This window comes from Streptococcus infantis, from assembly GCF_047464415.1.
GTDB classification, from domain to species: domain Bacteria; phylum Bacillota; class Bacilli; order Lactobacillales; family Streptococcaceae; genus Streptococcus; species Streptococcus infantis_AE.
Genome location: NZ_JASHBX010000008.1, coordinates 1 through 25,020 on the forward strand (window position 1 = coordinate 1; position 25,020 = coordinate 25,020).

At 39.9% G+C, this 25,020-nt stretch carries 24 protein-coding genes; 4 read left to right on the forward strand and 20 right to left on the reverse strand.

Going from position 1 to position 25,020, the window contains the following annotated elements; genetic code table 11:
* Positions 1 to 175: 175 nt before the first annotated feature.
* The 3 genes from QM460_RS05780 to QM460_RS05790 form a co-directional block, all read right to left on the reverse strand.
* Entirely contained in the window at positions 176 to 1,330 is a 1,155-nt protein-coding gene (locus QM460_RS05780; RefSeq protein WP_414289511.1) for an MFS transporter, read from the reverse strand.
* A 75-nt stretch (positions 1,331 to 1,405) separates the two neighbouring features.
* Positions 1,406 to 2,269 carry a MutR family transcriptional regulator gene (locus QM460_RS05785; RefSeq protein ID WP_414289512.1) on the reverse strand — a complete coding sequence of 288 codons (864 nt, stop codon included), beginning with the start codon at positions 2,267 to 2,269 and terminating at the stop codon, positions 1,406 to 1,408.
* Position 2,270: 1 nt separating this feature from the next.
* Positions 2,271 to 4,172, reverse strand: coding sequence for an ABC-F family ATP-binding cassette domain-containing protein (locus tag QM460_RS05790; RefSeq protein ID WP_414289513.1), 1,902 nt, complete (start codon positions 4,170 to 4,172; stop codon positions 2,271 to 2,273).
* Positions 4,173 to 4,322: 150 nt separating this feature from the next.
* Between QM460_RS05790 and QM460_RS05795 the strand changes: the two genes are divergently transcribed.
* Both QM460_RS05795 and QM460_RS05800 read left to right on the forward strand, forming a co-directional pair.
* Positions 4,323 to 6,041: a phospho-sugar mutase gene (locus tag QM460_RS05795; RefSeq protein WP_414289514.1), complete on the forward strand. Its 1,719-nt coding sequence runs from the start codon at positions 4,323 to 4,325 to the stop codon at positions 6,039 to 6,041.
* 257 nt (positions 6,042 to 6,298) lie between these two features.
* The gene (locus QM460_RS05800) at positions 6,299 to 6,646 is read left to right on the forward strand and encodes a thiol reductase thioredoxin (RefSeq protein WP_049508487.1); all 348 of its coding nucleotides are present in this window, start codon (positions 6,299 to 6,301) and stop codon (positions 6,644 to 6,646) included.
* A 36-nt stretch (positions 6,647 to 6,682) separates the two neighbouring features.
* On the opposite strand, the gene QM460_RS05805 is transcribed toward QM460_RS05800, so the two are convergent.
* From QM460_RS05805 to mutY, 4 genes are all read right to left on the reverse strand, one after another.
* Positions 6,683 to 7,492 carry an MBL fold metallo-hydrolase gene (locus QM460_RS05805; protein ID WP_414289515.1) on the reverse strand — a complete coding sequence of 270 codons (810 nt, stop codon included), beginning with the start codon at positions 7,490 to 7,492 and terminating at the stop codon, positions 6,683 to 6,685.
* A 1-nt stretch (position 7,493) separates the two neighbouring features.
* Positions 7,494 to 8,843, reverse strand: coding sequence for a cell wall metabolism sensor histidine kinase VicK (gene vicK / locus QM460_RS05810; protein ID WP_414289516.1), 1,350 nt, complete (start codon positions 8,841 to 8,843; stop codon positions 7,494 to 7,496).
* Positions 8,836 to 9,540, reverse strand: a complete 705-nt coding sequence (gene yycF / locus QM460_RS05815) for a response regulator YycF (protein ID WP_414289517.1) — start codon at positions 9,538 to 9,540, stop codon at positions 8,836 to 8,838. The genes vicK and yycF overlap by 8 nt, the downstream gene beginning before the upstream one ends.
* Positions 9,541 to 9,604: 64 nt before the next feature.
* Complete coding sequence (gene mutY, locus QM460_RS05820; RefSeq protein ID WP_414289518.1) at positions 9,605 to 10,768, reverse strand: A/G-specific adenine glycosylase; 1,164 nt, start codon at positions 10,766 to 10,768, stop codon at positions 9,605 to 9,607.
* Positions 10,769 to 10,945: 177 nt separating this feature from the next.
* Between mutY and QM460_RS05825 the strand changes: the two genes are divergently transcribed.
* On the forward strand, positions 10,946 to 13,285 hold the full coding sequence (locus tag QM460_RS05825; RefSeq protein ID WP_414289519.1) for a Xaa-Pro dipeptidyl-peptidase: 2,340 nt from the start codon (positions 10,946 to 10,948) through the stop codon (positions 13,283 to 13,285).
* Positions 13,236 to 13,706 (forward strand): arginine repressor, encoded by a 471-nt coding sequence (locus QM460_RS05830; protein WP_001030117.1) that lies wholly within the window; start codon positions 13,236 to 13,238, stop codon positions 13,704 to 13,706. The genes QM460_RS05825 and QM460_RS05830 overlap by 50 nt, the downstream gene beginning before the upstream one ends.
* Positions 13,707 to 13,741: 35 nt before the next feature.
* Here QM460_RS05830 and QM460_RS05835 read toward each other — a convergent pair whose 3' ends face one another.
* From QM460_RS05835 to trpX, 13 genes are all read right to left on the reverse strand, one after another.
* Positions 13,742 to 13,906, reverse strand: coding sequence for a hypothetical protein (locus QM460_RS05835; protein WP_049502767.1), 165 nt, complete (start codon positions 13,904 to 13,906; stop codon positions 13,742 to 13,744).
* 9 nt (positions 13,907 to 13,915) lie between these two features.
* On the reverse strand, positions 13,916 to 15,226 hold the full coding sequence (gene obgE / locus QM460_RS05840) for a GTPase ObgE (protein ID WP_414289520.1): 1,311 nt from the start codon (positions 15,224 to 15,226) through the stop codon (positions 13,916 to 13,918).
* Positions 15,227 to 15,301: 75 nt separating this feature from the next.
* Positions 15,302 to 15,436, reverse strand: coding sequence for a DUF4044 domain-containing protein (locus QM460_RS05845; RefSeq protein ID WP_000863850.1), 135 nt, complete (start codon positions 15,434 to 15,436; stop codon positions 15,302 to 15,304).
* Between the two features lie 29 nt (positions 15,437 to 15,465).
* The gene (locus QM460_RS05850) at positions 15,466 to 15,657 is read right to left on the reverse strand and encodes a PspC domain-containing protein (RefSeq protein WP_052689745.1); all 192 of its coding nucleotides are present in this window, start codon (positions 15,655 to 15,657) and stop codon (positions 15,466 to 15,468) included.
* A 26-nt stretch (positions 15,658 to 15,683) separates the two neighbouring features.
* The gene (locus tag QM460_RS05855) at positions 15,684 to 17,000 is read right to left on the reverse strand and encodes a glycosyltransferase family 4 protein (protein ID WP_045763294.1); all 1,317 of its coding nucleotides are present in this window, start codon (positions 16,998 to 17,000) and stop codon (positions 15,684 to 15,686) included.
* An 8-nt stretch (positions 17,001 to 17,008) separates the two neighbouring features.
* Positions 17,009 to 18,061, reverse strand: a complete 1,053-nt coding sequence (locus QM460_RS05860; protein WP_373094809.1) for a glycosyltransferase family 4 protein — start codon at positions 18,059 to 18,061, stop codon at positions 17,009 to 17,011.
* A gap of 99 nt (positions 18,062 to 18,160) precedes the next feature.
* A complete protein-coding gene (locus QM460_RS05865) occupies positions 18,161 to 18,490 on the reverse strand; it encodes a metal-sulfur cluster assembly factor (RefSeq protein ID WP_000331926.1) in 330 nt (109 codons plus the stop codon).
* Positions 18,491 to 18,507: 17 nt separating this feature from the next.
* Positions 18,508 to 19,617 carry an RNA polymerase sigma factor RpoD gene (gene rpoD / locus QM460_RS05870; RefSeq protein WP_000201894.1) on the reverse strand — a complete coding sequence of 370 codons (1,110 nt, stop codon included), beginning with the start codon at positions 19,615 to 19,617 and terminating at the stop codon, positions 18,508 to 18,510.
* Between the two features lie 2 nt (positions 19,618 to 19,619).
* On the reverse strand, positions 19,620 to 21,380 hold the full coding sequence (gene dnaG, locus QM460_RS05875) for a DNA primase (RefSeq protein ID WP_414289521.1): 1,761 nt from the start codon (positions 21,378 to 21,380) through the stop codon (positions 19,620 to 19,622).
* Positions 21,381 to 21,560: 180 nt separating this feature from the next.
* Positions 21,561 to 21,992, reverse strand: coding sequence for a hypothetical protein (locus tag QM460_RS05880; protein ID WP_414289522.1), 432 nt, complete (start codon positions 21,990 to 21,992; stop codon positions 21,561 to 21,563).
* Between the two features lie 162 nt (positions 21,993 to 22,154).
* Complete coding sequence (locus QM460_RS05885; RefSeq protein ID WP_414289523.1) at positions 22,155 to 22,913, reverse strand: ABC transporter ATP-binding protein; 759 nt, start codon at positions 22,911 to 22,913, stop codon at positions 22,155 to 22,157.
* Positions 22,910 to 23,776: an ABC transporter permease gene (locus tag QM460_RS05890; RefSeq protein WP_223140889.1), complete on the reverse strand. Its 867-nt coding sequence runs from the start codon at positions 23,774 to 23,776 to the stop codon at positions 22,910 to 22,912. The genes QM460_RS05885 and QM460_RS05890 overlap by 4 nt, the downstream gene beginning before the upstream one ends.
* A 61-nt stretch (positions 23,777 to 23,837) precedes the next feature.
* The gene (trpX, locus tag QM460_RS05895) at positions 23,838 to 24,839 is read right to left on the reverse strand and encodes a tryptophan ABC transporter substrate-binding protein (RefSeq protein WP_414289524.1); all 1,002 of its coding nucleotides are present in this window, start codon (positions 24,837 to 24,839) and stop codon (positions 23,838 to 23,840) included.
* Between the last annotated feature and the right edge of the window lie 181 nt (positions 24,840 to 25,020).

The following is a 25,020-nucleotide window of genomic DNA, read 5'->3' on the forward strand; positions in this document are numbered from 1 at the left end:
TTGGCTTGAACACCTTTATTGTATCGCGTTTGGAGTTTTTTTGGTATAACCTTCGACGCGCACCCGCATAGCGGGTGGTTTATTTGTCTCGCACCTAACGGAGCGAGACGGACTGAAAGTCACATAACAAAAAAAGCAACGGCGCCGTTGCTTTTTTTCTGTGTTACCCTTGCCTTCAAATATAGAACATTGATACTAAAGAAAGAAAAATAACTCCAAGACCGATAATTAAAAAGGAAGCTAAATGGACACTCGGTAGAAAGGTCATTAACCCTTTCGCAATCGGCATAAAGAGAATCGCTAGTGTAAAAATGGTACTCAATACCCTCCCCAGATAGTCTCCGTCAACCTTGGTCTGTACTTGTGTAAAGAAGTGAATATTAAAAATTGTCATAAATAATTCACAAACTAGGTTTCCTGAAAAAGTGAGAAAATTAGGCAGTGGCAGTCCCATCATGAAAACTCCTACTCCTGTGAGGATCAATAAGAACAAAAGTGTATTCATACTGGATTTAAATTTATTTGCAATCAATGCTCCGATGATTGAGCCAATTGCACCCATGGTTAAGATAGTTGCATAGGCTCCGTCTACACCATAAAGTTTATTTGAAAAAGGGAGCAAAAACTCAAAAGCTGCAAAAAAGAAATTCACACTGGAAGCCACTAACAAGAGAAAGAAAATTTCTTTTTGATGCCAGATATAGTGTAAACCATCTTTGATATCTGCAAAAATATCTTTCCCTGTAAAACTCTTCTGCTCTTGAACCTTTGGTTCTTCTTTGGGAAGTAAAGCGACTAGGGCAAAAGCGATGAAAAAAGTCAAAGCATCTAATAAGAGCGTCAGATGGAGACTAGCAAATTGTAAAACAAGGAAAGAAAGCACCGGAGAACTGACTCCTACAACCTGTAAAACTAACTCCAAGCGAGAGTTATAGGTCACTATCTCGTCCTTTGCTACCACCTCTGTGATAATAGCTTTATTGGCAGGCCGAGAAAAAGCAAAGGCAATGGCCTGGACAATATTAGCAAAGATCAAAGCTCCAATCATCCAGTTATCATTTCTGATAAAAGAAATGACCAGACAGAGAATCCCACAAACCAAGTCTGTTGTCATCAAAATCTTGCGACGGGAAAAACGGTCTGAAATCACGCCTCCAAATGGATTAGCTAGTATAGCTGTCACCAACTCAGAAATCTGATAAATCCCTAGAACGGTTTGCCCAATCGTTCCCATCGATGCCAACCAAACACTATTCCCATAATCATAGAGCATATTTCCTAGTTTGTTAATAGCTCCACGACTAATCAACTGTACTGCATATCGATTCATAAAAACTCCTCTCAAATTTTGAAACTATTGTATCAAAACTTGAAGGAGTTTCTCATTTTTCCCTTATTTGGGAAATTAATTTTTTACAAATTTATCGTAATGTTCCTGATAGTAAGCTACCTGCTCCGGAAGACCTAGCACATCAAAAATATGCATTGCTTCCTGCATTTGTTTACAACCTTCTTCTTTTTGCCCCTTCTGATAAAGAGAGAATCCTTTAAGATAGTGGAAAACATTACGCTCATAGAGTTTGATGCTCTTACCTATGATCTTCACTATATAAGCTTCAAAGTAGCTGGCATTTTCAAAAGCAAGATGTTCTAAACAATGCTGGTAACAATTAAGAGCTAAAATCAAGACCAGTTTTCGATGGCGACCAATTTCTTGATAAAATTCTTCCCTCTCCATCACTTCTCTACCAAGTCGAGAAACATAGTCAACATCATAGAAGCTATAGAGATTACCAAATAGAATCAACTCATACATGGTCCATTCATCCGTTTGGAAAAGATAATCTGCCACCTTATCCAGATCACCTTGCTTCATAGTGAAGCTAGCATCTCTTTGACAAATCAGACCTTGTAACAAAATCCAGTTCAGCTCAAAATAGAGGGGATTTGTTGAACTCTTAGCCTTTTCAAGTTGTTCTTCTTGAAGTTTTTGAAAACCTGCAATATCATTTGAGTAGTAAAGTGGAATAATCTGAGCCATCAAGCCAACATGCTCATGATGTTGAAAATTTCTAGTCTTATCCATAAAATTCTCAATCGTCACATGAATATTATCTAATATTTCAAAGAAACGAGATGCAGTCAGATCCGACTCCCCCAATTCAAAGCGAGATAATTGGGAGGTTGAACAGGCCTCTCCTGCAGCTTCTTTTAGAGAGTAATTTTTACTGATTCGAAATGCACGAAAAACTTTTCCAAGATTTTCCATCTTACACCTGCTCCGATAATTCTTCCCACTCTAGCATTGCTTCTTCTTGACGATGGCTAATTTTATCCAGTTCTGCTTGTAATTGCATGAGTTCATCTGCATCATTGGTGGTATGCATTTGTTCAGAGATAGCTTGGGCTTGAGTTTCCAGTTCTTCGATTTCTGTCTCAAGATTTTCAATTTGTCTCATTAACTTACGAAGTTCTTTTTGACTTTCCTTTTGGGCTTGGTAGTCATTAACTGGAGAAGCCTCTTTTTCTTGGCTAACAGCTGCCGCTTCTTCTGCTTGGCTAGCTGCTAGCTCTGCTTTTTTATCAACATAATAGTCATAATCACCTAGATAAAGAGTTGAGCCATTTTCAGATAATTCTAGAACATGAGTGGCTACACGATTAATAAAGTAACGGTCATGGCTGACAAATAGAAGAGTCCCATCAAAGTCAATCAGGGCATTTTCCAAGACTTCCTTGCTATCGATGTCTAAGTGGTTTGTCGGCTCATCGAGGATCAAGAAGTTATTGTTTTCCATGGAAAGTTTAGCCAGAAGCAAACGCGCTCGTTCACCACCTGACAGCATTCCAACTGATTTCTTAACATCGTCACCAGAAAAAAGGAAGGCACCTAGGCGATTACGGATTTCAACTTCAGGGGTTAATTTAAAATCATTCCAGAGTTCGTCTAAGACCGTATTGCTCGGTGTCAACTTGCTCTGAGTCTGGTCATAGTAACCAACCTCAACATTAGCACCAAAGCGCTTTTCACCCTTGATAAAGGGAATCTGGTCCACAATAGACTTAATAAAGGTTGACTTACCAATGCCGTTTGGACCAACAATGGCAATAGCGTTCATCTTACGAAGATCAAGGCTGATGGGTTCTGATAAGATTTCACCATCATAGCCGATAGCAGCATTTTCAACTGTCAAAACGACATTACCAGATACTCTATCAGAATGGAAGGTCATATTAGCTGATTTCTTGCCAGCTTCAGGCTTGTCCAAGCGCTCCATTTTCTCCAGTTGCTTGCGTCGGGATTGCGCTCGTTTGGTTGTCGATGCTCGAACAAGATTTCGATTGACAAAGTCTTCTAAGGCAGCAATTTCCTTCTGTTGTTTTTCATAGTTCTTAGCTTCAGTTGCGAGTTTTTGCTCCTTCTGCTCCACAAAGCTCGAGTAGTTTCCTACATATCTGTCCAAAGAATGCTTGGTTAAGTCAAGTGTTATGGTTGCAACCTTATCGAGGAAATAACGGTCATGACTGACGATAATGAGGGCACCACTATAATTTACTAAATAGTTTTCTAACCAGGCAATGGTTTCAATATCTAGGTGGTTAGTCGGCTCATCCAAGACCAAGAGATTAGGTTTTTCAAGAAGCATTTTGGCTAGCGCTAGACGAGTATTTTGACCACCAGATAACTCTGCAATTTTCATCTGCCACATAGACTCGTCAAACTTGAAGCCATTTAAGATAGCACGAATATCGGCTTCATAGGTAAATCCTCCAGCCTGACGAAAATTTTCTGATAGGCGATCATAGTCAGACATGAGTTTATCTAGTTCTGCTCCAGTCTTTTCCCCCATCTCCAACTCCATCTGGCGAAGTTGTCTTTCAGTACGACGCAAGTCATCAAATACATGTAGCATTTCATCGTAAATGGTGTTCTCAGACTCAAAACGGCTATCCTGTGCTAGATATGAGAGGGAAATATCTTTTTTCTTATTGATTTCACCAGTGGTTGGCTCCTCTTCTCCAACCAATATCTTGAGCAAAGTAGACTTCCCAGCACCATTTTTCCCAACGAGGGCAATACGGTCTCTTTCATCTACTTGTAGGTTTATATTATCAAAAAGAACCTCTCCTGCAAAAGAACGTTCAATTTTATTAGCTTGTAAAATAATCATACAGTTAGTATAGCATGTTTCGGTAAGCCATTCAAGACTTGTTGTTTAGCTCTATTCATAACTTTTCAGAAACTCACGCTAACGTTTTACTAAAACTTCAAATCGTGGTATAATGTAAGCGATTAGATTATATATTAAAGGAGATTTCCTATGGCTTATCAAGAAAACTACCAAAAATGGCTTGATTTCGCAGAACTTCCAGATTACCTTCGTCAAGATTTGGAAAACATGGACGAGAAAACTAAAGAAGACGCATTCTATACCAATCTTGAATTTGGTACTGCTGGTATGCGTGGACTGATTGGTGCTGGTACTAACCGCATTAATATCTACGTTGTTCGTCAAGCAACCGAAGGTTTGGCTCGTTTGATTGAGTCAAAAGGTGGAAACGAAAAAGAACGTGGTGTAGCCATCGCTTATGATAGCCGTCACTTCTCTCCAGAATTTGCCTTTGAATCTGCAGCAGTTCTTGCTAAACACGGTATTAAATCTTATGTTTTTGAAAGTCTCCGTCCAACACCAGAACTTTCATTTGCTGTTCGTCACCTCAACTGCTTCGCAGGTATCATGATTACTGCTAGCCACAACCCTGCTCCTTTTAATGGTTACAAGGTTTACGGAGAAGACGGTGGTCAAATGCCTCCACACGATGCTGATGCTTTGACAACTTACATCCGTGCTATCGAAAATCCATTTGCTGTTGAAGTTGCTGATGTAGAAGCTGAAAAAGCATCTGGTTTGATTGAAGTTATTGGCGAAGCAGTCGATACCGAATACCTCAAAGAAGTTAAAGATGTGAACATCAACCCAGCTTTGATTGAAGAGTTTGGTAAGGACATGAAGATTGTCTACACTCCTCTTCACGGTACTGGTGAAATGTTGGCTCGTCGTGCTCTTGCTCAAGCAGGATTTGACTCTGTTCAAGTAGTTGAAGCTCAAGCAACTCCAGACCCAGACTTCTCAACTGTTAAATCTCCAAACCCAGAAAACCAAGCAGCCTTTGCTCTTGCAGAAGAACTTGGTCGCCAAGTAGGGGCTGATGTTCTTGTTGCAACTGACCCTGACGCTGACCGTGTCGGTGTTGAAGTCCTTCAAAAAGACGGAAGCTACCTTAACCTTTCAGGTAACCAAATCGGTGCCATCATGGCTAAGTACATCTTGGAAGCTCACAAAAATGCTGGTACACTTCCAGAAAATGCAGCCCTTTGCAAATCTATCGTATCAACTGACTTGGTAACGAAGATTGCTAAAAGCTACGGCGCAACTATGTTCAACGTCTTGACTGGTTTCAAATTTATCGCTGAAAAAATTCAAGAATTCGAAGAAAAACACAATCACACTTACATGATGGGATTTGAAGAAAGCTTCGGTTACTTGATTAAACCATTCGTGCGTGATAAAGACGCTATCCAAGCTGTTCTTGTTGTTGCTGAACTTGCAGCTTACTACCGTTCACGTGGTTTGACTCTTGCAGATGGTATCGAAGAAATCTACAAAGAGTACGGCTACTATGCTGAAAAGACAATCTCTGTTACCCTCTCTGGTGTTGACGGTGCTGAACAAATCAAAGCAATTATGGCTAAATTCCGCAACAATGCACCAAAAGAATGGAATGCAACAACTATCACTGTCGTTGAAGACTTTAAAGCACAAACATCTACTGCCGCTGATGGAACAGTTACAGCTTTAACTACTCCTCCAAGTGATGTATTGAAATACACACTTGCTGATGGATCATGGATTGCAGTTCGCCCTTCAGGTACTGAACCAAAAATCAAGTTCTACATTGCAGTTGTTGGTGAAAGCAACGAAGATTCACAAGCTAAGATTGCTAACATCGAAGCTGAAATCAATGCCTTTGTAAAATAAAAAACTATTTAAAGGTCGGGAAAAATCCTGACCTTTATTTTTGATGATAAAGTAAAAGCTGACTGTAATTTATGTCTTCTTCTATCTCTTTTGACCAGAACTTTAGTTGCTATTTCTTTAAAGATATAGAAATATAGGACTAGAAAATCAGACTTAGTCTACTGCTTTCTGCACCACCATCTATTCGCGTATCAAAACTGAGCAATTTTAGAAACTTTATGGCATACTAGACATATCAATGAAAGCGAGCTAATCTCATGGAACAATTTTTAGAAAACATCAAAGATCTTGAAGTTACAACTGTAGCGCGTGCTCAAGAAGCACTTGACAAGCAAGAAACTGCAACTTTCTTTATCGGACGCAAAACTTGTCCTTACTGCCGTAAATTTGCTGGTACATTGGCTGGTGTAGTAGCTGAAACCAAAGCGCACATCTACTTCATCAATAGCGAAGAACCAAGTCAACTTGAAGCTTTACAAGACTTCCGCTCACGCTATGAAATCCCTACTGTACCAGGATTCGTCCATGTTGCAAATGGACAAATCAATGTCCGTTGCGACTCTTCAATGTCAGCTCAAGAAATCAAAGAATTTGCTGGCTTGTAAAATAGTCTATAAAAAAGAAGGCTTGTGCCTTCTTTTTTATATCTCCGTCAATGGTGTTGCAGTGTCTGGTGAAGTATCGTAAACTTGAAAGTCTACTCCAACTCCAAGATCTGCTTGAGCTAACTGATTAACCATGGTCATGTGGGCCAGCTCTTTGATATTATTTTCCTTGGACAAATGGCCTAGGTAAATCTTCTTGGTACGATTACCTAGTGTGCGAATCATGGCGTCTGCTCCATCCTCGTTTGAGAGGTGACCAAGGTCAGACAGGATGCGTTGTTTGAGTCGCCATGCGTAAGATCCTGCTCGCAGGATTTCCACATCATGATTTGACTCGATTAGATAGCCATCTGCGTTCTCGACAATGCCAGCCATACGGTCACTAACATAGCCCGTATCCGTCAGCATAACAAAGCTCTTATCATCCTTCATAAAACGATAAAACTGGGGCGCCACTGCATCATGACTCACACCGAAACTCTCGATATCGATGTCGCCAAAGGTTTTAGTTTTTCCCATCTCGAAAATATGCTTTTGCGATGAGTCAACCTTACCAAGATACTTACTATTTTCCATAGCCTGCCAAGTTTTCTCATTGGCATAAAGATCCATGCCGTACTTGCGAGCAAGAATCCCCACACCGTGGATATGATCTGAATGCTCATGGGTTATCAAGATAGCATCCAAATCCTCTGGTTTACGATTGATTTCACTCAAAAGGCTTGTAATTTTTTTGCCAGAAAGTCCCGCATCTACTAAAATTTTCTTTTTTGGTGTTTCCAAGTAAAATGAATTTCCACTGGAACCCGATGCTAAAATACTGTATTTAAAACCGATATCACTCATTCTAGTCTTCTAGTTCATCCTCCCAAATCTCTTCTTTCACGGCATCTTTATCGTATGGAAGTACGATGGTAAAAGTAGAGCCCTTGCCATATTCACTCTTGGCCCAGATAAAGCCCTTATGTTGCTTGATGATTTCCTTGGCGATAGCCAATCCTAGTCCTGTTCCACCCTGAGCACGACTTCTTGCCTTGTCAACACGATAAAAACGGTCAAAAATCTTTGGTAGATCTTCTTTAGGAATCCCAAGCCCTTGGTCCGAAATTGATAAAATCATCTGATCATCTGTAGTCTTCATGCTTACAGTGATTTTTCCACCATCTGGTGAATACTTGATAGCATTATTCAGGATATTGTCAATCACCTGGGTCATCTTATCCGTATCAATCTCAATCCAAACAGAGTTAATCGGATAATCTCTCACCAACTCGTACTTCTTCTCCTCATCCTGACTTTTCATCTTATCAAAACGATTGAGAATAAAAGTGATAAAGGCAGTAAAGTTAATCAACTCAACATCCAAGTGACTGGTCTCATTATCAATCCGTGAGAGGTGCAAGAGGTCCGTCACCATCCGCATCATACGGTTGGTTTCATCCAGAGAAACCTTGATAAAATCTGGAGCAACTGGTTCTGTTAGGGCTCCCTCATCCAAGGCCTCAAGGTAGGATTTTACACTGGTCAAAGGTGTACGCAATTCATGACTAACGTTCGAAACGAAAAGCCTTCTCTCACGCTCTTCTTTCTCTTGTTCAGTCGTATCATGTAAGACTGCTACTAGACCAGAGATAAAGCCAGACTCCCTCCGAATCAAGGCAAAGCGCACGCGCAAACTGATATACTCGCCATTAAGATTCTGCGAATAAATCATCAACTCAGGACTTTGGGTAATGAGGTCTCTCAGTTCATACTCTTCTTCAATTTTGAGTAATTCTAGGATATTTTGATTAAGAGCATCATCACTTTCAATGCCTAGTTGTCTCTTGGCCATATCATTGATCATAGTGATCTGGCCACGACGATTGGTCGCAAGTACTCCGTCAGTCATATAGGACAGGATACTATGCAACCTTTTACTCTCTTGTTCGAGATTTTCCTGAGTCAGACGGATTACTTCAGACAAATCATTAAGATTGTTGGTGATATTGGTAATCTCTGAACTTCCCTGCATATCCAAAACCTGAGAATAATCACCAGCAATCAAATCCTTGACCTTCTGATTTAGCTGTTTTAGGCGAATATTATCGCGACGACTTTCCAGTAAGAGAAAAGTAACCAGCATAATAAAGCCAATTAGGATGAGGATAAAGATAAAGTCACTCGTCAAAATTGTTTGTTTAATTACTTCAATCATTATTTCTCATGTAATATCCTACTCCACGACGAGTTAGGATGTATTCAGGTCTACTTGGTGTATCTTCAATCTTCTCACGCAAGCGTCGAATGGTTACGTCTACTGTACGGACATCCCCAAAGTAGTCATACCCCCAAACAGTCTCAAGGAGGTGCTCACGGGTGATCACTTGACCAATATGTGACGCTAGGTGATACAAGAGCTCAAACTCACGGTGAGTCAACTCTAGCTCCTCTCCATATTTCTTAGCGACATAAGCATCTGGGAGAATCTCCAAGTCACCGATTTGCAGACTTTGAAGTTTCGTTTCAGGCTCTTGGTTATCACCAGAAACTAACTCCGTACGGCGAAGTAAGGCTTTAACACGTGCTTGGAGTTCACGATTTGAAAATGGCTTAGTCACATAGTCATCCGCCCCAAGTTCAAGACCAATAACCTTATCAAACTCACTGTCTTTAGCTGAAAGCATGATAATAGGAACACTACTTGTCTTACGAATGGTTTTAGCAACTTCAAGTCCATCAATCTCAGGAAGCATCAAATCCAAGATAATAATATCTGGTTGCTCAGCTTCAAATTGCTCAAGTGCTTCACGACCATTAAAAGCAGTTACAACTTCATAACCCTCCTTGGTCATATTGAATTTAATAATATCTGAGATGGGTTTTTCATCATCTACAATAAGTATTTTTTTCATTTAGTCACCTTTTTCCTTATCTCATTATACCAAAAAAATGTAAAGAAAACACGAAAGACCGATGCTAGTGGCTTCTTTTCAAATAGGCTTGCCAGATTTTTTGCTGGGGTTTGGCTAGAGGATAATTGATTAATTCTTCTGGACTTAACCAAAGGACTTCTCTATCAGCATATTCCTGTGTCTCAGTAACTTGTCCTGCAATTATCTGGATATGCCATTTACGATGGCTAAAAACATGTTTGATCTCTTCAAATCGTAGGTCATGCCAATCAACTTCTAAATCATAGTCTTGTTCAAAACTTTCCTGTGGAGATGGTCCCAGTTCTAGAATTGGTTCAGAAACCTGACTGAAAAGGTCCAAGTCTTGAGTTTGGTCTGAGAATTCATCAACTTCAATCAAGGGAAAATGCCAAAATCCAGCCAAGAGTTTTTCACTCTCATTCTTTTCCAAAAGGAACTGCCCCTGACTATTTTGCACCACAAGAGCCTTTAGATAAATAGGAATTGGCTTTTTCTTGGGCGCCTTGATAGGATAGCGATCCATAGTCCCGTGCAGATAGGCTGCGCTAAATTCCTTAACTGGACTCTCTTGAGGTCTAGGATTGACAGGAGCCTCAATATCTGAACCTAAATCCATCAAAGCCTGATTGAAATCACCTGGACGATCTGGATCAATCAGAACTTCCATCATGGCTTGAAATATTTTACGATTACTAGGATTTCCAATATCATGATTGACTTCAAATAATCGTGCCAAAACACGCATGACATTGCCATCTACTGCAGGCTGGGGAAGATTAAAAGCAATACTAGAAATTGCACCAGCAGTATAAGGACCAATCCCTTTTAAGCTTGAAATGCCTTCATAAGTTGACGGGAACTTGCCTTCAAATTCACTCATAATCTGTTGAGCGGCTGTTTGCATATTGCGAACACGAGAATAATAGCCAAGTCCTTCCCAGGCTTTTAATAAGCGCTCCTCAGGAGCATTTGCTAAGCTTTCTACGGTCGGAAACCAGTCTAAAAAACGTTCATAATAGGGAATGACGGTATCAACTCGAGTCTGCTGCAACATAATTTCAGATACCCAGATATGATAAGGATTCTTACTCCGTCTCCAAGGTAAATCCCGCTTGTTTTCGTCATACCAAGCTAATAATTTTTGACGGAAAGAGAGAATCTTGTCCTCTTCCCACATGGTCACACCATATTTCTCCAAATCTAACATATTTCTAGTATAGCATAACCTTTTAGGATACTCAAAAAATCAAGATAAGGCCAGATAAAACATTCTCTTAAACTCTATTAGAAAATTAGCAATTTAGCCTTTCCAAACCAGCTGATCCTATCATTTTCCCTTCTTTTTTGATATAATAAATTTAATGATTCTTCAAAGGAGGCATCTATGCGTTTTAATCAATTCAGTTACTATCCTGTAAGCCAGCAAGAAGCTTTACAGGAATTATCCAACCTTGGATTCAAGCTTGACCAATCAAATTCTGATAAAGAACTGTTTGAAGCTTTTGTTAGAACTTGTTTTTTCAATTACAAAAATACGGATTATCCCCTCTCAACTTTAGCGGTTGATAAAGAAACTGATCTGCTCACTTTCTTCAATTCTGATCGTGAATTAACTGCAGAAATTTTCTATACTGTTGCCTTTCAGTTGCTTGGTTTCAGTTACTTGACAGACTTTGAAGATTGTCTTGCTTTTCATAAAGAAACGGCATTCCCTATTGTATACGGAGATTTGATTGACAATCTCTATCAACTCCTTAACACGCGCACTAAAAAGGGAAATACCTTGATCGATCAATTGGTTAGCGATGGTCTTATCCCTGAGGACAATGATTACCACTACTTCAATGGCAAGAGCTTGGCAACCTTCTCTGCAAACAATGTTATTCGTGAAGTTGTTTATGTAGAGAGTCGTATTGATTCTGATAATGATGGCCTACCTGACCTCGTCAAAGTCAACATCATCCGTCCGTCTTACCATGGCAAAATTCCAGCTGTTATGACGGCAAGTCCATACCACCAGGGAACTAATGACAAGGCTAGTGATAAGGCCCTCTACAAAATGGAAGGTGAATTAGCAGTCAAAGAACCTCACGAGATTAGCTTAGAAGAACCAAGTATTAGTTTTGTTGAACCAGTTGGCCAAGCAGAACTCGTTCCAGAAGCCGAAGAAAAACTGACTCATATCAATAGCAGTTACACACTTAACGACTACTTCCTTCCAAGAGGATTTGCAAATATCTACGTATCTGGTCTTGGTACAAAGGATTCTCAAGGTCAGATGACTAATGGTGACTACCGACAAGTTGAAGCCTATAAAAATGTCATTGATTGGCTCAATGGCCGTTGTCGTGCCTTTACAGACCATAGTCGTGAACGTCAAGTCAAGGCTAACTGGTCCAACGGTAAGGTAGCAACTACTGGTCTTTCTTATCTAGGAACAATGTCTAATGGTCTTGCTACTACAGGAGTTGATGGTTTAGAGGTCATCATTGCTGAAGCCGGTATTTCTTCTTGGTACAACTATTACCGAGAAAATGGTCTGGTAACAAGCCCTGGTGGCTATCCAGGGGAAGACTTCGATTCATTAGATGAATTAACTTATTCTCGTAATCTCTTAGCTGGTGACTATATTCGTGGAAACGAGGCTCATAAAGATTCTATAGAAGAACTGAAGAAAAATCTAGACCGTAAAACTGGTGATTATAACCAATTTTGGCATGATAGAAACTACCTTCTTAATGCTGAAAAAGTTAAGGCTGAAGTTGTCTTTACCCACGGTTCGCAAGACTGGAATGTAAAACCACTTCACGTCTATCAAATGTTCAATGCTCTTCCAAGTCATATTAATAAACACCTCTTTTACCATAACGGCGCCCATGTTTATATGAACAACTGGCAGTCTATTGATTTCCGTGAATCCATGAATGCCCTTTTGACACAGAAATTATTGGGTCAAAGCACTGACTACCAACTTCCAAGAGTCGTTTGGCAAGACAATACAGCTCCTCAAACATGGATGACATTAGATGATTTCGGAAATCAAACTGACCAAAAAACTTTCACATTAGGTACTGAAGAAGCTGTCATTCAAAACCACTATCAAGGCTCAGACTTTGAACGATTTGGAAAAACTTACCAAACCTTTAACAATGAACTCTATCAAGGGAAAGTCAATCAAGTTACGATTGACCTGCCAGTGACAGAAGAACTTCATCTTAATGGGCGTGTTAAACTAAATCTTCGTCTCAAGTCAAGCACTAATAAAGGACTACTTTCTGTCCAACTTCTCGAACTTGGTCAAAAGAAATATCTTCAACCGTATCCAGGAGTCTTGTCTGCTCGTACTATTGATAATGGCCGTTACCATATGCTAGAAAACCTTTGCGAGCTACCATTTAGCCCAAACGCTCAACGTGTTATCACCAAAGGCTATCTCAATCTTCAAAACCGTTATGATTTATTGAAAATTGAGGAAGTTAAGCCTGATGAATGGATGGAATTTCAATTTGAACTCCAACCAACTATTTACAAACTAAAAGAAGGCGATACAGTACGTCTCGTTCTTTACACAACAGACTTTGAGATTACTGTACGTGACAATACAGACTATCACTTGACTGTCGACCTTGCACAGTCCAATCTTGAGATACCTTTTCAAAGGGAGGTAACTGTAGATGAACAAAGCCGAGCAAAGACACCAGCTCATCCGAGCCCTAATCACTAAACAAAAAATTCATACCCAAACTGAATTACAAGAACTACTGATTGAAAACGGAGTACAAGTCACACAAGCAACACTTTCAAGAGACATCAATCTGATGAATCTTTCTAAGATTCGTGAAGGTGAACACTCTTATTATTCAATCAACACTGGCTCTACATCCAAGTGGGAAAAACGGCTAGAAGTGTATATGGAGGAAGCCCTCTACATGATGCAACCTGTCCAACACCAGGTTGTCATCAAAACCTATCCAGGATTAGCACAGTCCTTCGGATCCATCTTGGATGCCCTAAACTTCCCTGAAATTGTAGCTACTATCTGTGGAAATGATGTCTGTTTGGTTATCTGCGAGGATAAGGAACAAGCTCAATCTTGCTTTGAGCGCCTCAAACAGTTTGCACCACCTCTATTTTTTGATCGCTAACAAAATCCCGTGATGATAATCATCACGGGTTTATTTTATGATTTGTTATTTTCAGCTTGCTTTTTAGTTCTTGCTAGTCTCAAAGCACGATTTGGATTGAGGCGATTAAATAATTCTTCTAACTTCTTCTCATTCCAGACATCTGCTGCAGAAACAAAATTTCCATCAGCATCTCGGAAAGATATCGGTTTATCTCCCATCGCTATCTCCTAGTCTACAAATTCAAACTCAAACTTACCGATACGAACCAAATCTCCATCCTTGGCACCACGGGCGCGGAGAGCTTCATCGACTCCCATACCTCGCAACTGACGTGCAAATTTCATAACAGACTCATCACGATCAAAGTTAGTCATGTTAAAGAGTTTGATGAGTTTTTCACCTGAAAGTACCCATGTTGCATCATCATCACGACTAATTTCAAATGGTTTTTCTTCTTCATCAAAGCCATAATAAACTTCTTCTTCCATTTCTGACTCATCATAAAGAAGGAATTCTGGAGTCTTATCAAGAAGTTCAGCCGTTGCATCCAATAAAGGTGCTAAACCTTGTTTTGTCAAACCTGATATTGGGAAGATGGCTGGTAAATCCTCGAACTCATCATAGTTAGCCGCCATTTTTTTCTTGAATTCTTCAAGATTTTCTTTGCTTTCTGGCATATCCATCTTATTAGCAACAATAATTTGTGGACGCTCCATCAGACGAAGGTTATAAGATTCCAACTCTTTGTTAATAGCTAGATAATCTTCGTAAGGATCACGTCCTTCACTAGCTGACATATCGATGATGTGAAGGATAACGCGAGTACGCTCAATATGGCGAAGGAACTGAGTTCCCAAACCCACACCTTGACTTGCTCCTTCAATCAAACCAGGAAGGTCCGCCACTGCAAAGGACTCACCTGATTGAGTACGGACCATACCAAGGTTAGGAACGATTGTTGTAAAATGGTAGGCACCAATTTTAGGTTTTGCAGAGGTAATTACGCTGAGCAGAGTTGATTTACCAACTGAAGGGAAGCCAACCAAACCAACATCCGCAAGGATTTTAAGTTCTAACTGTAATTCGCGCTCCTGACCAGGTTCTCCATTCTCAGAGATCTCTGGAGCAGGATTTTTGGGTGTCGCAAAACGGATATTCCCACGGCCACCTCGACCACCGTGAGCAACGATAAACTCTTGGCCGTGCTCAATCAAGTCAGTGATAACTTTTCCAGTTTCTGCATCACGCACAGTTGTACCTTGAGGTACTCGGACAATCAAGTCCTCTGCCCCGCGTCCGTGCATTCCTTTGGTCATCCCTTTTTCACCCGATTGGGCTTTGAAATGACGATTGTAACGGAAGTCCATCAAGGTACGTAAACCTTCATCTACAACAAAGACAACGTTACCACCACGACCTCCATCACCTCCCCATGGACCGCCATTAGGGACGTATTTTTCACGGCGAAAGGCAACCATCCCATCGCCACCATTTCCAGCCTTGACCTTGATCTTGGCTGTATCTAAAAACATACTCATATTCTTTTCTCACTCTAAAAAGGGCTGGGAAATCCCAGTCACCAACTATTACAACTTGCTAGAAAATCTAGCATTTTAAAATCTGCTAAATACACCGATAGCTGTAGCAAAGATACCTGCTAAGGTTACAAATAACATGATTAATACGACAAACATCGTTAGTTTTTCAAAGAAAGTTTTTTTACGTTTCCCATTATCACCAAATGCCATTTTTTCTCCTTTACTATAATACTCTAATCTTAATATTCATCAGATACAGGAGCGATTGCCCACAAAATTAAGTAAGCAATAAGTCCAGCACCATAACAGAAAGCTAGAACTCCCCAAATCACACGTACAATTGTAGGGTCAATATCAAAATAATTAGCTAAACCAGCGCATACACCACCGATTTTTTGATCTCTACCACTTCTCATAAATTTCTTTTTCATATTTTTATTTCCTTTCTTTGATTCGATTAATCGTTCAAATATTTTCTTAAATGACTCAACTGTTTTCTAGAAGCTTTCAACATACGTCTTGAACCCTTGACCGGCATGGAAACTGCTTGTTGCGGTATATAAAATACCGTCTTTAAAATACGTTTCGTAACAGGTTCATCTGCAGTCAATTCTTTTTCAAAATTATTTGAAATAATAACATCTAGATAGAATTCATGCACTCTCTTAGCAAAATTCTCAGCTGAAATTTCATACAATTTTTCAGCCAAAAGTTTCTCATCCATCTTTGGAGTTGCAATTAAAGCTTCTAAAATAGCCCCTGCTAGATCTCTCTCTTCATAATAAAGCGTTCCAAACATTTTATGATTGATGAGGTTATCAAGATAGGGATTTCCATGAGCTATTACCGGAGTCTTACTTGCAAGACTTTCAAGATAGGTCAAGCCTTGAGTTTCACTAGTTGAAGCTGAGATAAAGAAGTCAGCCGCCTTATAATAGAGCGCTGTCTCACTTGGTGCAATCATACCAGTAAAGATAACAGAATCTTGAATCTGTAAATCTGATGCTTGCTCCTTGAGATTTTCCAGATAAGGACCATCTCCAGCTACGACTAATTTAACATTTTGCTCTTCTTTTAGAACATCTGGAAATGCAGCCAGAACAGCTTGAATATTCTTCTCGTAAGAGACACGTGAAAGGCTAAGAAGCATCTTTTCATCTTCCTTAATACCTAGTTTAACCCGTAAGTCTGCGATATGTTCTGGTCCAATCTCAGGTCGTTCAAATTTGGCTAGCTCAATCCCTGTAGGAATAACTCGTTTTTCAACTTTGACCTTATAATCTGATAGAAGGTCTCGCACAATTTCACTTGGACAGATCACTCCATCAACATCATGAAGGAAGCCTCTCACAAGATACTTGACCATACCTGGACGAATCAACATCCCTTTAGCGATATAGTGAACATAATCCTCGTACTGGGTATGATAGGTATGTATAACAGGGATTTTCAACTCACGCGCTATCCAAATCCCTAATAAACCAAGAGAAAATTCAGTCTGTGTATGAATAATATCCAGCTTGTATTGTTTTGCTATCTCAAGAGCTTTCGTAAATCCACGATAGGCGAAACGACGATCTTTAAAGGCAAAGAAAGGAACACTAGGGATACGAATAATCTGCCAGTCTTCATAACGATTAACATCCTTGTCTGTTGTTGTAAAGATAAAGACGGCATGTCCTTGCTTTTCAAGTTCTGTTTTTAAGGTTCGAATACTGGTCGCAACACCCGAGACCTGCGGGAAATAAGTATCTGTAAATAATCCAATTCGCATATACTACCTCATTTTTTTCCTAAAGCTGCTTGCTCCCGATAGAATTTTAGCCAGATTTCAAGAAGATGCTCTTCTGAATATTCTCTTGAAATGGCCTTAGCCTTTTCTTTTAATTCTTTTAGTGCTTCTGGATGCTCGCGATATTCCAAGATAGCCTCTTTCATCTCTTCTACATCACTTGTTGGTCTGTAATTCCCTTCAAGAATGACCTTGTAAAGATCTAGATCACGAAGCATAATGGGTGCTTCACAACTCGCAGCTTCTAGAATAGTCATTGGAAAGAGCTCGTTATAACTTGGAAGCAAGAAAAGATCAGCCAAGGCATAGAGTTCTCTCATCCGTTCTGGATCTACAATCCCTGGGAAAATTAGATTTTCAGGAGGATTATCCATAATCTTTTTATAGCGCTCATAACCATCGGTTATTCCCCCAAAAGAGAATCCACCAGCCCAAATAAAAGTGATATCAGGTAATTCCTCAGCTAGAGTGATAAAATCATCGATTCCTTTACGCTTCTGAACCTGACCTGCACCAACTACTACAAACTGATTCTCATCAATTCCCATATCTTTACGAAGTTGTTCAACTTGCTCTATAGGAAGTGGATGCCATTTTTCTTTGTTGACAAAGTTAGGGATATAGGTCACTTTTTCACGTGGAATTCCAGCAGCAACCAAATCCTCAATGAAGGTCGGATTGACCACAACCAGATGCTCCATACGGTCATAAAAAGAAAATACATAGCGTTTGACAATCCCCTTTAAGAAGAATGGAATCTTCAAACTACCTTCCAAGGTATCCGGTAAGAAGTGAACATAGCCAATCTTACGTCCAGAACGTTTTTTCTGAAAGGTCGAGAGGTAATAAGGAAAATCAATCGTATGAAAATGAGTAACGTCCGCTTCGATTGGAAGATTTTCTGTTACGATCAGTTGGTCTTTCGCATCTCGTTTTAAAAGCTGCACCAGTTCACGATAAGCGCCAGACACACCTTGGCCTGCCACTTTTTCACTTGAACTTAGCATGTTGATGCGTAATTTCTCTTTTTCCATAGTAACCATTATACCATTTTCTTCAAATAAAATCAGCAAATAAAAAGAGAGATAGCATAAAAGCTGGGAATTCCTGGCGTCTACACTATTTCTCTTTTCATAATATACTTACTTGATACCTAAAGCGATACGAGCGTAACGACTCATTTTCTCAACTGTCCAAGCTGGATACCATACTAATTTGACTTCAACGTTAGTAACTTCTGGAACATCTGTCATAGCATCATAGATTTGGTCAGTTAAAAGATCTGCCAAGGGACAACCCATGGTTGTCAAGGTCATATCAATTTCAGTCTCACCTGTATCGCCATCAAAACGAATCTCGTAGATCAAGCCTAGATTGACAATATCAATCCCCAATTCTGGGTCAATCACTTCTTCTAGTGCTGTCAAAATACGTGTTTTGATATTTTCAATTTGCTCTTCTGTATAAGCCATCTTCACTCTCCCTCAACTTAATCTTCAATGAAATCACGAAGTGGTTTGCTTCGACTTGGCTGGCGAAGTTTTCTCAAAGCTTTTGCTTCAATCTGACGGATACGCTCACGAGTCACGTTGAAGACTTTACCAACATCTTCCAAGGTACGCATTTTCCCATCATCAAGACCAAAACGGAGACGCAAGACATTTTCTTCACGGTCAGTCAATGTGTCTAACACTTCATCCAACTGTTCACGCAAAACGATACGAGTTGTGTAGTCCACTGGATTTTCAATCACTTCATCCTCGATAAAATCACCAAGGTGGCTGTCGTCCTCTTCACCGATAGGTGTTTCTAGAGAAACTGGCTCTTGGGCAATCTTGAGAATTTCACGGACCTTGTCTGGTGTCATATCCATGCGTTCGGCGATTTGTTCAGGAGTTGGATCTTGTCCCAACTCTTGAAGAAGATTACGTTGTTCACGAACAAGCTTGTTAATGGTTTCCACCATGTGAACTGGGATACGGATGGTACGAGCTTGGTCAGCAATAGCACGTGTGATAGCTTGACGAATCCACCATGTCGCATAAGTTGAGAATTTGAATCCTTTAGAATAGTCAAACTTATCAACGGCCTTCATCAAGCCCATGTTTCCTTCTTGGATCAAGTCAAGGAACTGCATTCCACGTCCGACATAACGTTTAGCGATAGATACGACCAAACGAAGGTTAGCTTCTGCAAGGCGTTGTTTAGCTTCGATATCACCCGCTTCAACAGCAAGAGCCAATTCTTTTTCCTCTTCATTTGTAAGCAGAGGAACAACCCCGATTTCTTTCAAATACATACGGACTGGGTCATTGACCTTAGCTGAGGTTGAACCGATCAAATCTTCATCAGTCAACTCTGGTTCTTCCTCAGTGCTCAAAACACGCGCACTAGGATTCCCTTCATTGTCCGTAATTGAGATACCAGCATCTTGAATGCGTTGCAAAAGATTCTCAATACCTTCCACATCTAAAGTGAAGGGAATTACGAGGGCGTTATTGATTTCATCATCAGTTGCTGTACCAGTTTTTTTATGATTGCGAATAAATTCCGCTACTTGGACGTCAAAGGTTGTTACTTCTTTTTGTTTTGTTGCCATTCTTACTCCATTCTTCTTTTTTGGGCAATTAAGCGTTCTAGCTCTTCTAATGCGGTGTCTGTATCACCGACATGGCTAGCTTCCTGAACTTTCTTTTTAATTTGCAGATTTTCCTGATTCAAAAGAGCTCTTTTTCGAGACTCTTCCACTTCGGCTAACTCGTGAGGGGACATCTCAGGTGGCAAATCTAAGGCTAGGACTTGATACCAAGCACTCTCCACTTCTCTGGTCTGATGAGCCAAATCCTCAGACGAGATACTTCCATTATCAATCAGGAGTCCATACAAGGTCTGAAACTCTGGTGTTTCAAAGATAAAGTCATCTCTTAAGCGATAGTCATTAAGCACCAAGGGATGTTCCATCATTCGATAGAGGATATGAGCCTCCGCTCTCATCACTGCTGTCAGCTGCTTGGAGACAGACATAGTGATAGGACTAGGACTATAGGTCTCCTTGACCTTCTCCTTTCTCTGTCTAACACGACTTTCATTGACAATATGTTCGACTTGCTGATAGTCAAAAGATGGCAAGTGATCCGTCAAAATGTGAATGTAGGAATTCTGAGCTGTGATAGAGGGTTCCTTGGCGATTAAGGGAGCAATTTTCTCTATAAATTCAATCTGAGCTTGTAGATTTTCACTGTTTTCTGGTCTAAAATGATGAATGTAAAACTCAACAGGACTAATGCGTGTATTGGTTAAGAGATAAGCCAAGTCTTGAGGAGAGTTTTTCTGCAAATATTCATCCGGATCCATCGCGTCAGGAATCTGGACTACTTGGACAGGTATATCTTTAAGTTCGTCCAAGGCTTTAGCTGTGGCAGCTTGCCCAGCCTTATCTCCGTCATAGGTGACGATTACTTTTTTGGTAAAGCGTTTCAGATGTTCCACATGTTCACTCGTCAGTGCGGTACCCATAGAAGCAACTGCATTTTCAATACCAGCACGATAAGCCGCGATGACATCCATAAACCCTTCCATCAGGTAGATTTCAGGAGCCTTGCCCGATCCTTTTTTTACCCTCTCCAAATGATATAATTCGTAACTTTTGTTAAAAATTGCCGTCGCTCGACTATTTTTATACTTTCCAGTTTGAGAATCAGTCTCTTGCCATACACGACCAGAAAAGGCAATCACCTTTCCTTGATCATTTGAAAGAGGAAACATAATGCGATTATGAAAGGTATCAAAAAATTGGTTACTCTCAGATAGATAAAACAAACCCGAATCCAGCAAGTCCTTCTCACTATAATCATCTGCTAAACGCTGATATAGATAAGAGCGTTCTGCTGGAGCTAAACCAATCATAAAATGCTTGAGAACATCATCTGTTAAGCCACGTTTATAGAGATAGTTTCTCGCCTCTTCACCCATCTTAGTCGTCATGAGAATGGCATGATAAAAACGAGCGGCTTTCTCATGCATATCGTAGAGATTTTGATGGGGCGACCTAGGCTGTACAGAACCTTGAACAGGCGCTGCCATCTGAATCCCAAGTCTCTCAGCTAATATCCTCACTGCATCCGCAAAGGTTACCTGCTGATACTCCTCAATAAACTTAAAAACATCTCCAGAACGACCACATCCAAAGCAGTGGTAAAATTGCTTATCTTCAACCACGTTAAAGGAAGGGGTCTTTTCACCATGAAAAGGACAGAGCCCTAAAAAGTTCCGTCCGGATTTTTGTAAGGAAATCACTTCTCCTATGATTTCGACAATATTGGTATTGTTTTTGATCTCTTCGATGAGTCTCTTGTCAACCATAGACAATACCTCCATTTTATCACAGTTTACTCTAACTAGTATAGCTTATTTCTGAAAAAAAGTAAACCATTTCATACACTTTACATGAGACTATTTCATAAGTTTCCAGCTATCATGAAAAACTGAATCTTCTGAGCAAATCATTCTAATATTTGAAAGAAAAACAAAAGAAATAAAATCCTATTTCACTTGATCTTCGAGATTATTTTTCAATATTCTGCTAATATACTGACCATCTTTTCTACTAATACAAGCCGTTGCAAAAGTCATAGGTGCTAAATAAACTTCTCCTCTATATGATGGGTCGGTCAATACAGGCATAGAATAATAGGCATTCTTTTTATTTTTAAGATCAATAAACCATTTACCACCTAGATGCTTACGGAAGGTTTCACCGATATAAACAGTCAAATAATCCAACATCTTTTGGTCTGCTATCAAAGCATGGTGGTCATCGTAGTGAGTCAAGATCCAAGCCTCCAAATCATCCAAAGAATGCAAGCTATAGTCTAAATGAAGGCCTTGTTCCTCAGCAAACTCCCTAGTAAAATAGTCCATCTTAAATCCAATTTGAAAAATCCATTCTTGAAAATCTTCTTGTGTGTAAGTCATCTTTTTATCTCCTACTCCTATCAAAGTTTAATATTCTTATACTGATTATACTCTAAAGTAAAACTGACGAAAAGGAAAAAAAGTAATATTTAAAATTCACCAAAAAACTTAGAAGCAAAAGCCTACTTCTAAGTTTTTAAGGATGCTTGATTTAAAAATTATCTACTCAAAAAGTTGATAGTAATCGGAAATTTTCATCTTGGCTTTTTCATCCTTATTCAAATCTTGGATGATTTGTCCATCTTTCATAACAATCAAGCGATTTCCATACTTGAGGGCATCCTCCATATGGTGAGTAATCATCAAAGCTGTTAGATGGTCCTTGTTGATAAAGTCATTTGTCAATTCCATCAAGGCAACACTTGTTTTAGGGTCAAGAGCAGCTGTGTGTTCATCCAGTAAAAGGAGCTCTGGACGTTTCAAGGTTGCCATCAAGAGGCTCAAGGCCTGTCTTTGTCCACCAGACAAAAATTCAATCGGTGTATCCAAGTGTTTTTCTAGACCATTTCCCACCTTCTCAATGGTTGCTTGAAATTCTTCTTTATAGGCTGAGAGTTTTCTTGGAAATAAACCACGTTTTTCTCCACGAAACATAGCAATCAAAAGATTTTCTGCAACGGTCATACGTGGTGCAGTTCCCATCTTAGGATCTTGGAAAACACGCGAGAGGTACTTGGCTCGCTTTTCAGGGCTGAAATGAGTCACATCCTCACCCATGATGCGAATACTACCACTGGTTAAGGGTAAAGTTCCTGCAATGCTATTAAAGAGGGTTGACTTGCCTGCTCCATTTCCACCCAAGATTGTAATGAAGTCATGTTCATAAATATCAAGTGAAACATCGTTTAGAATAATCTTTTCTTCGTCAAAGCCATTTGTCACAATTTTTGTGGCATTTCTTAATTCTACTATTGCTGTCATTTACTTAACTTGACTCCTTTCAAGTATTTATCCTTAAGAGTTGGAATGACTAGACAAGTTGCTAGGATAAGGGCACTGTATAGACGGAGGTAGCTAGTGTTAAAGCCGAGAGCAATGACTCCCCATACCAAAAATTGATAACTGATGGAACCAACTACAATGGTAACCAAGCGTTCTGCAAGGGTAAGACTCTTGAAGAGGACTTCACCGATAATCAAGCTAGCAAGACCAACAACGATAACACCGATACCACGAGAGACATCGGCATAGCCTTCTTGTTGGGCGATAAGGGCACCAGCAAGTGCGATTACACCATTTGACAAGACCAAGCCCATAAGCTCCATACGTCCTGTATTGATACCAAAACTACGAGCCATGTCTGGGTTATCCCCTGTAGCGATATAGGCCTGTCCAAGTTTGGTATCTAGGAAGAAAAGCATGAGAAGGATAACCAAAGTCACAAAGATTAAACCTGTCAGTAATTGATTAACCTCAGATGAGAATGGAAGAACATCTTGGATTTGCTTGGTGTTTAAGAGTCCAAGGTTAGCCCGTCCCATAATCATGAGCATGATAGAATGACAAGAAGTCATGACCAAAATTCCTGATAAAAGGGTGGGAATCTTCCCTTTCGTATAAAGAAGACCCGCTGCTAAACCAGCAAGACAACCCGCTCCTACAGCTGCTAAAGTCGCAAGAAAAGGATTAACCCCTTGGGTAATGAGAGTAACTGCTACTGCTCCTCCAAGTGGGAAGGAACCCTCAGTAGTCATATCTGGAAAGTTCAGGATTCGAAAGGTCATAAAGATTCCTAAACCTAGGATAGCCCAGACCAATCCCTGTGAAATAATAGATATTAGCATGTTTGATTCGTTTCCTTTATTCTAAAAATTGGAGGAGATGTCTCCAACTCCTCCTTTATTCTTATTCGATTACTTGACCAGCTTCTTTGATAACTGATTCAGGAATAGTAATTCCAAGTTCTTGAGCAACTTTCTTGTTGATAACTGATTTACCAGTTGAGAAGACATTAACTGGTGTATCTGCAGGTTTTTCATCCTTCAAGACTTTAGCAATCATTTTACCAGTAGCAACACCAAGATCGTGTTGGTCCACAACAACTGATGCCAAACCTCCTGCTTCTACCATGGCAGTCGCACTTGGGTAGATTGGTTTTTTAGCTGTTTGATTACTTGATACTACAGTTGAGAATGCAGATGCGATTGTGTTATCGATTGGAACCCAGATTGCATCTACTTTACCAGTCATAACGTTCACTGTTGAAGCAATTTCGTTCGTTGAAGGAACTGCGAATGTTTCGACTTTCAAACCAGCTTTTTCAGCGTATGCTTTGAATTCTTCAACTTGTGATTTTGAGTTATCTTCACTACTTGAGTAAAGAGCTCCAACCGTTTTCACATCAGGAGTCAATGTTTTAATCAATTCAACCTGTTGTTCAGCAGGGTTGTGGTCAGACACCCCAGTGATGTTCCCACCTGGTTTTTCCAAGTTTTGTACAAGGTTAGCACCAATTGGATCTGTGATAGCAGCCATGATAACAGGAAGGTCTTTTGTTGCACTTGCAAGACCTTGAGCTGCTGGTGTTGCAATACCGACAACGACATCATTTCCATTTGCCACCAATTGCTTACTCATTGTGGCAACCTTACTTTGGTCACCTTCTGAGTTCATAAAGTCGATTTTGACTTGGTCACCTTTATAGCCTTCTTCAGCAAGTCCATCTTGGATACCTTGGTAGATCAAGTCAAGCGATGGGTGGCTTACAAACTGAAGAACACCAACCTTAGCTGTTTTATTAGCTGTCTCAGTTTTAGTTTCTTGTTTCGTTAAGCTAGAATATACCAAGCTTCCTCCAACTACAAGTGCTAATGCTACGATAATACCGAGTAGACGTTTGTTTTTCATAATTTTCTCCTTATTTCTTCTTATCTTATTATTTTTTTATTCAATCACTTATTCAAGCGACGCCATCGTTTGATTTCCATAATTTTTTCCTCCCCATAGAAAAAGTCCTCACACAAAAAACTTGTGTGAGGACGTCGATGCGCGGTGCCACCTCAATTATAGGAACTAGTCCTATCGCTCT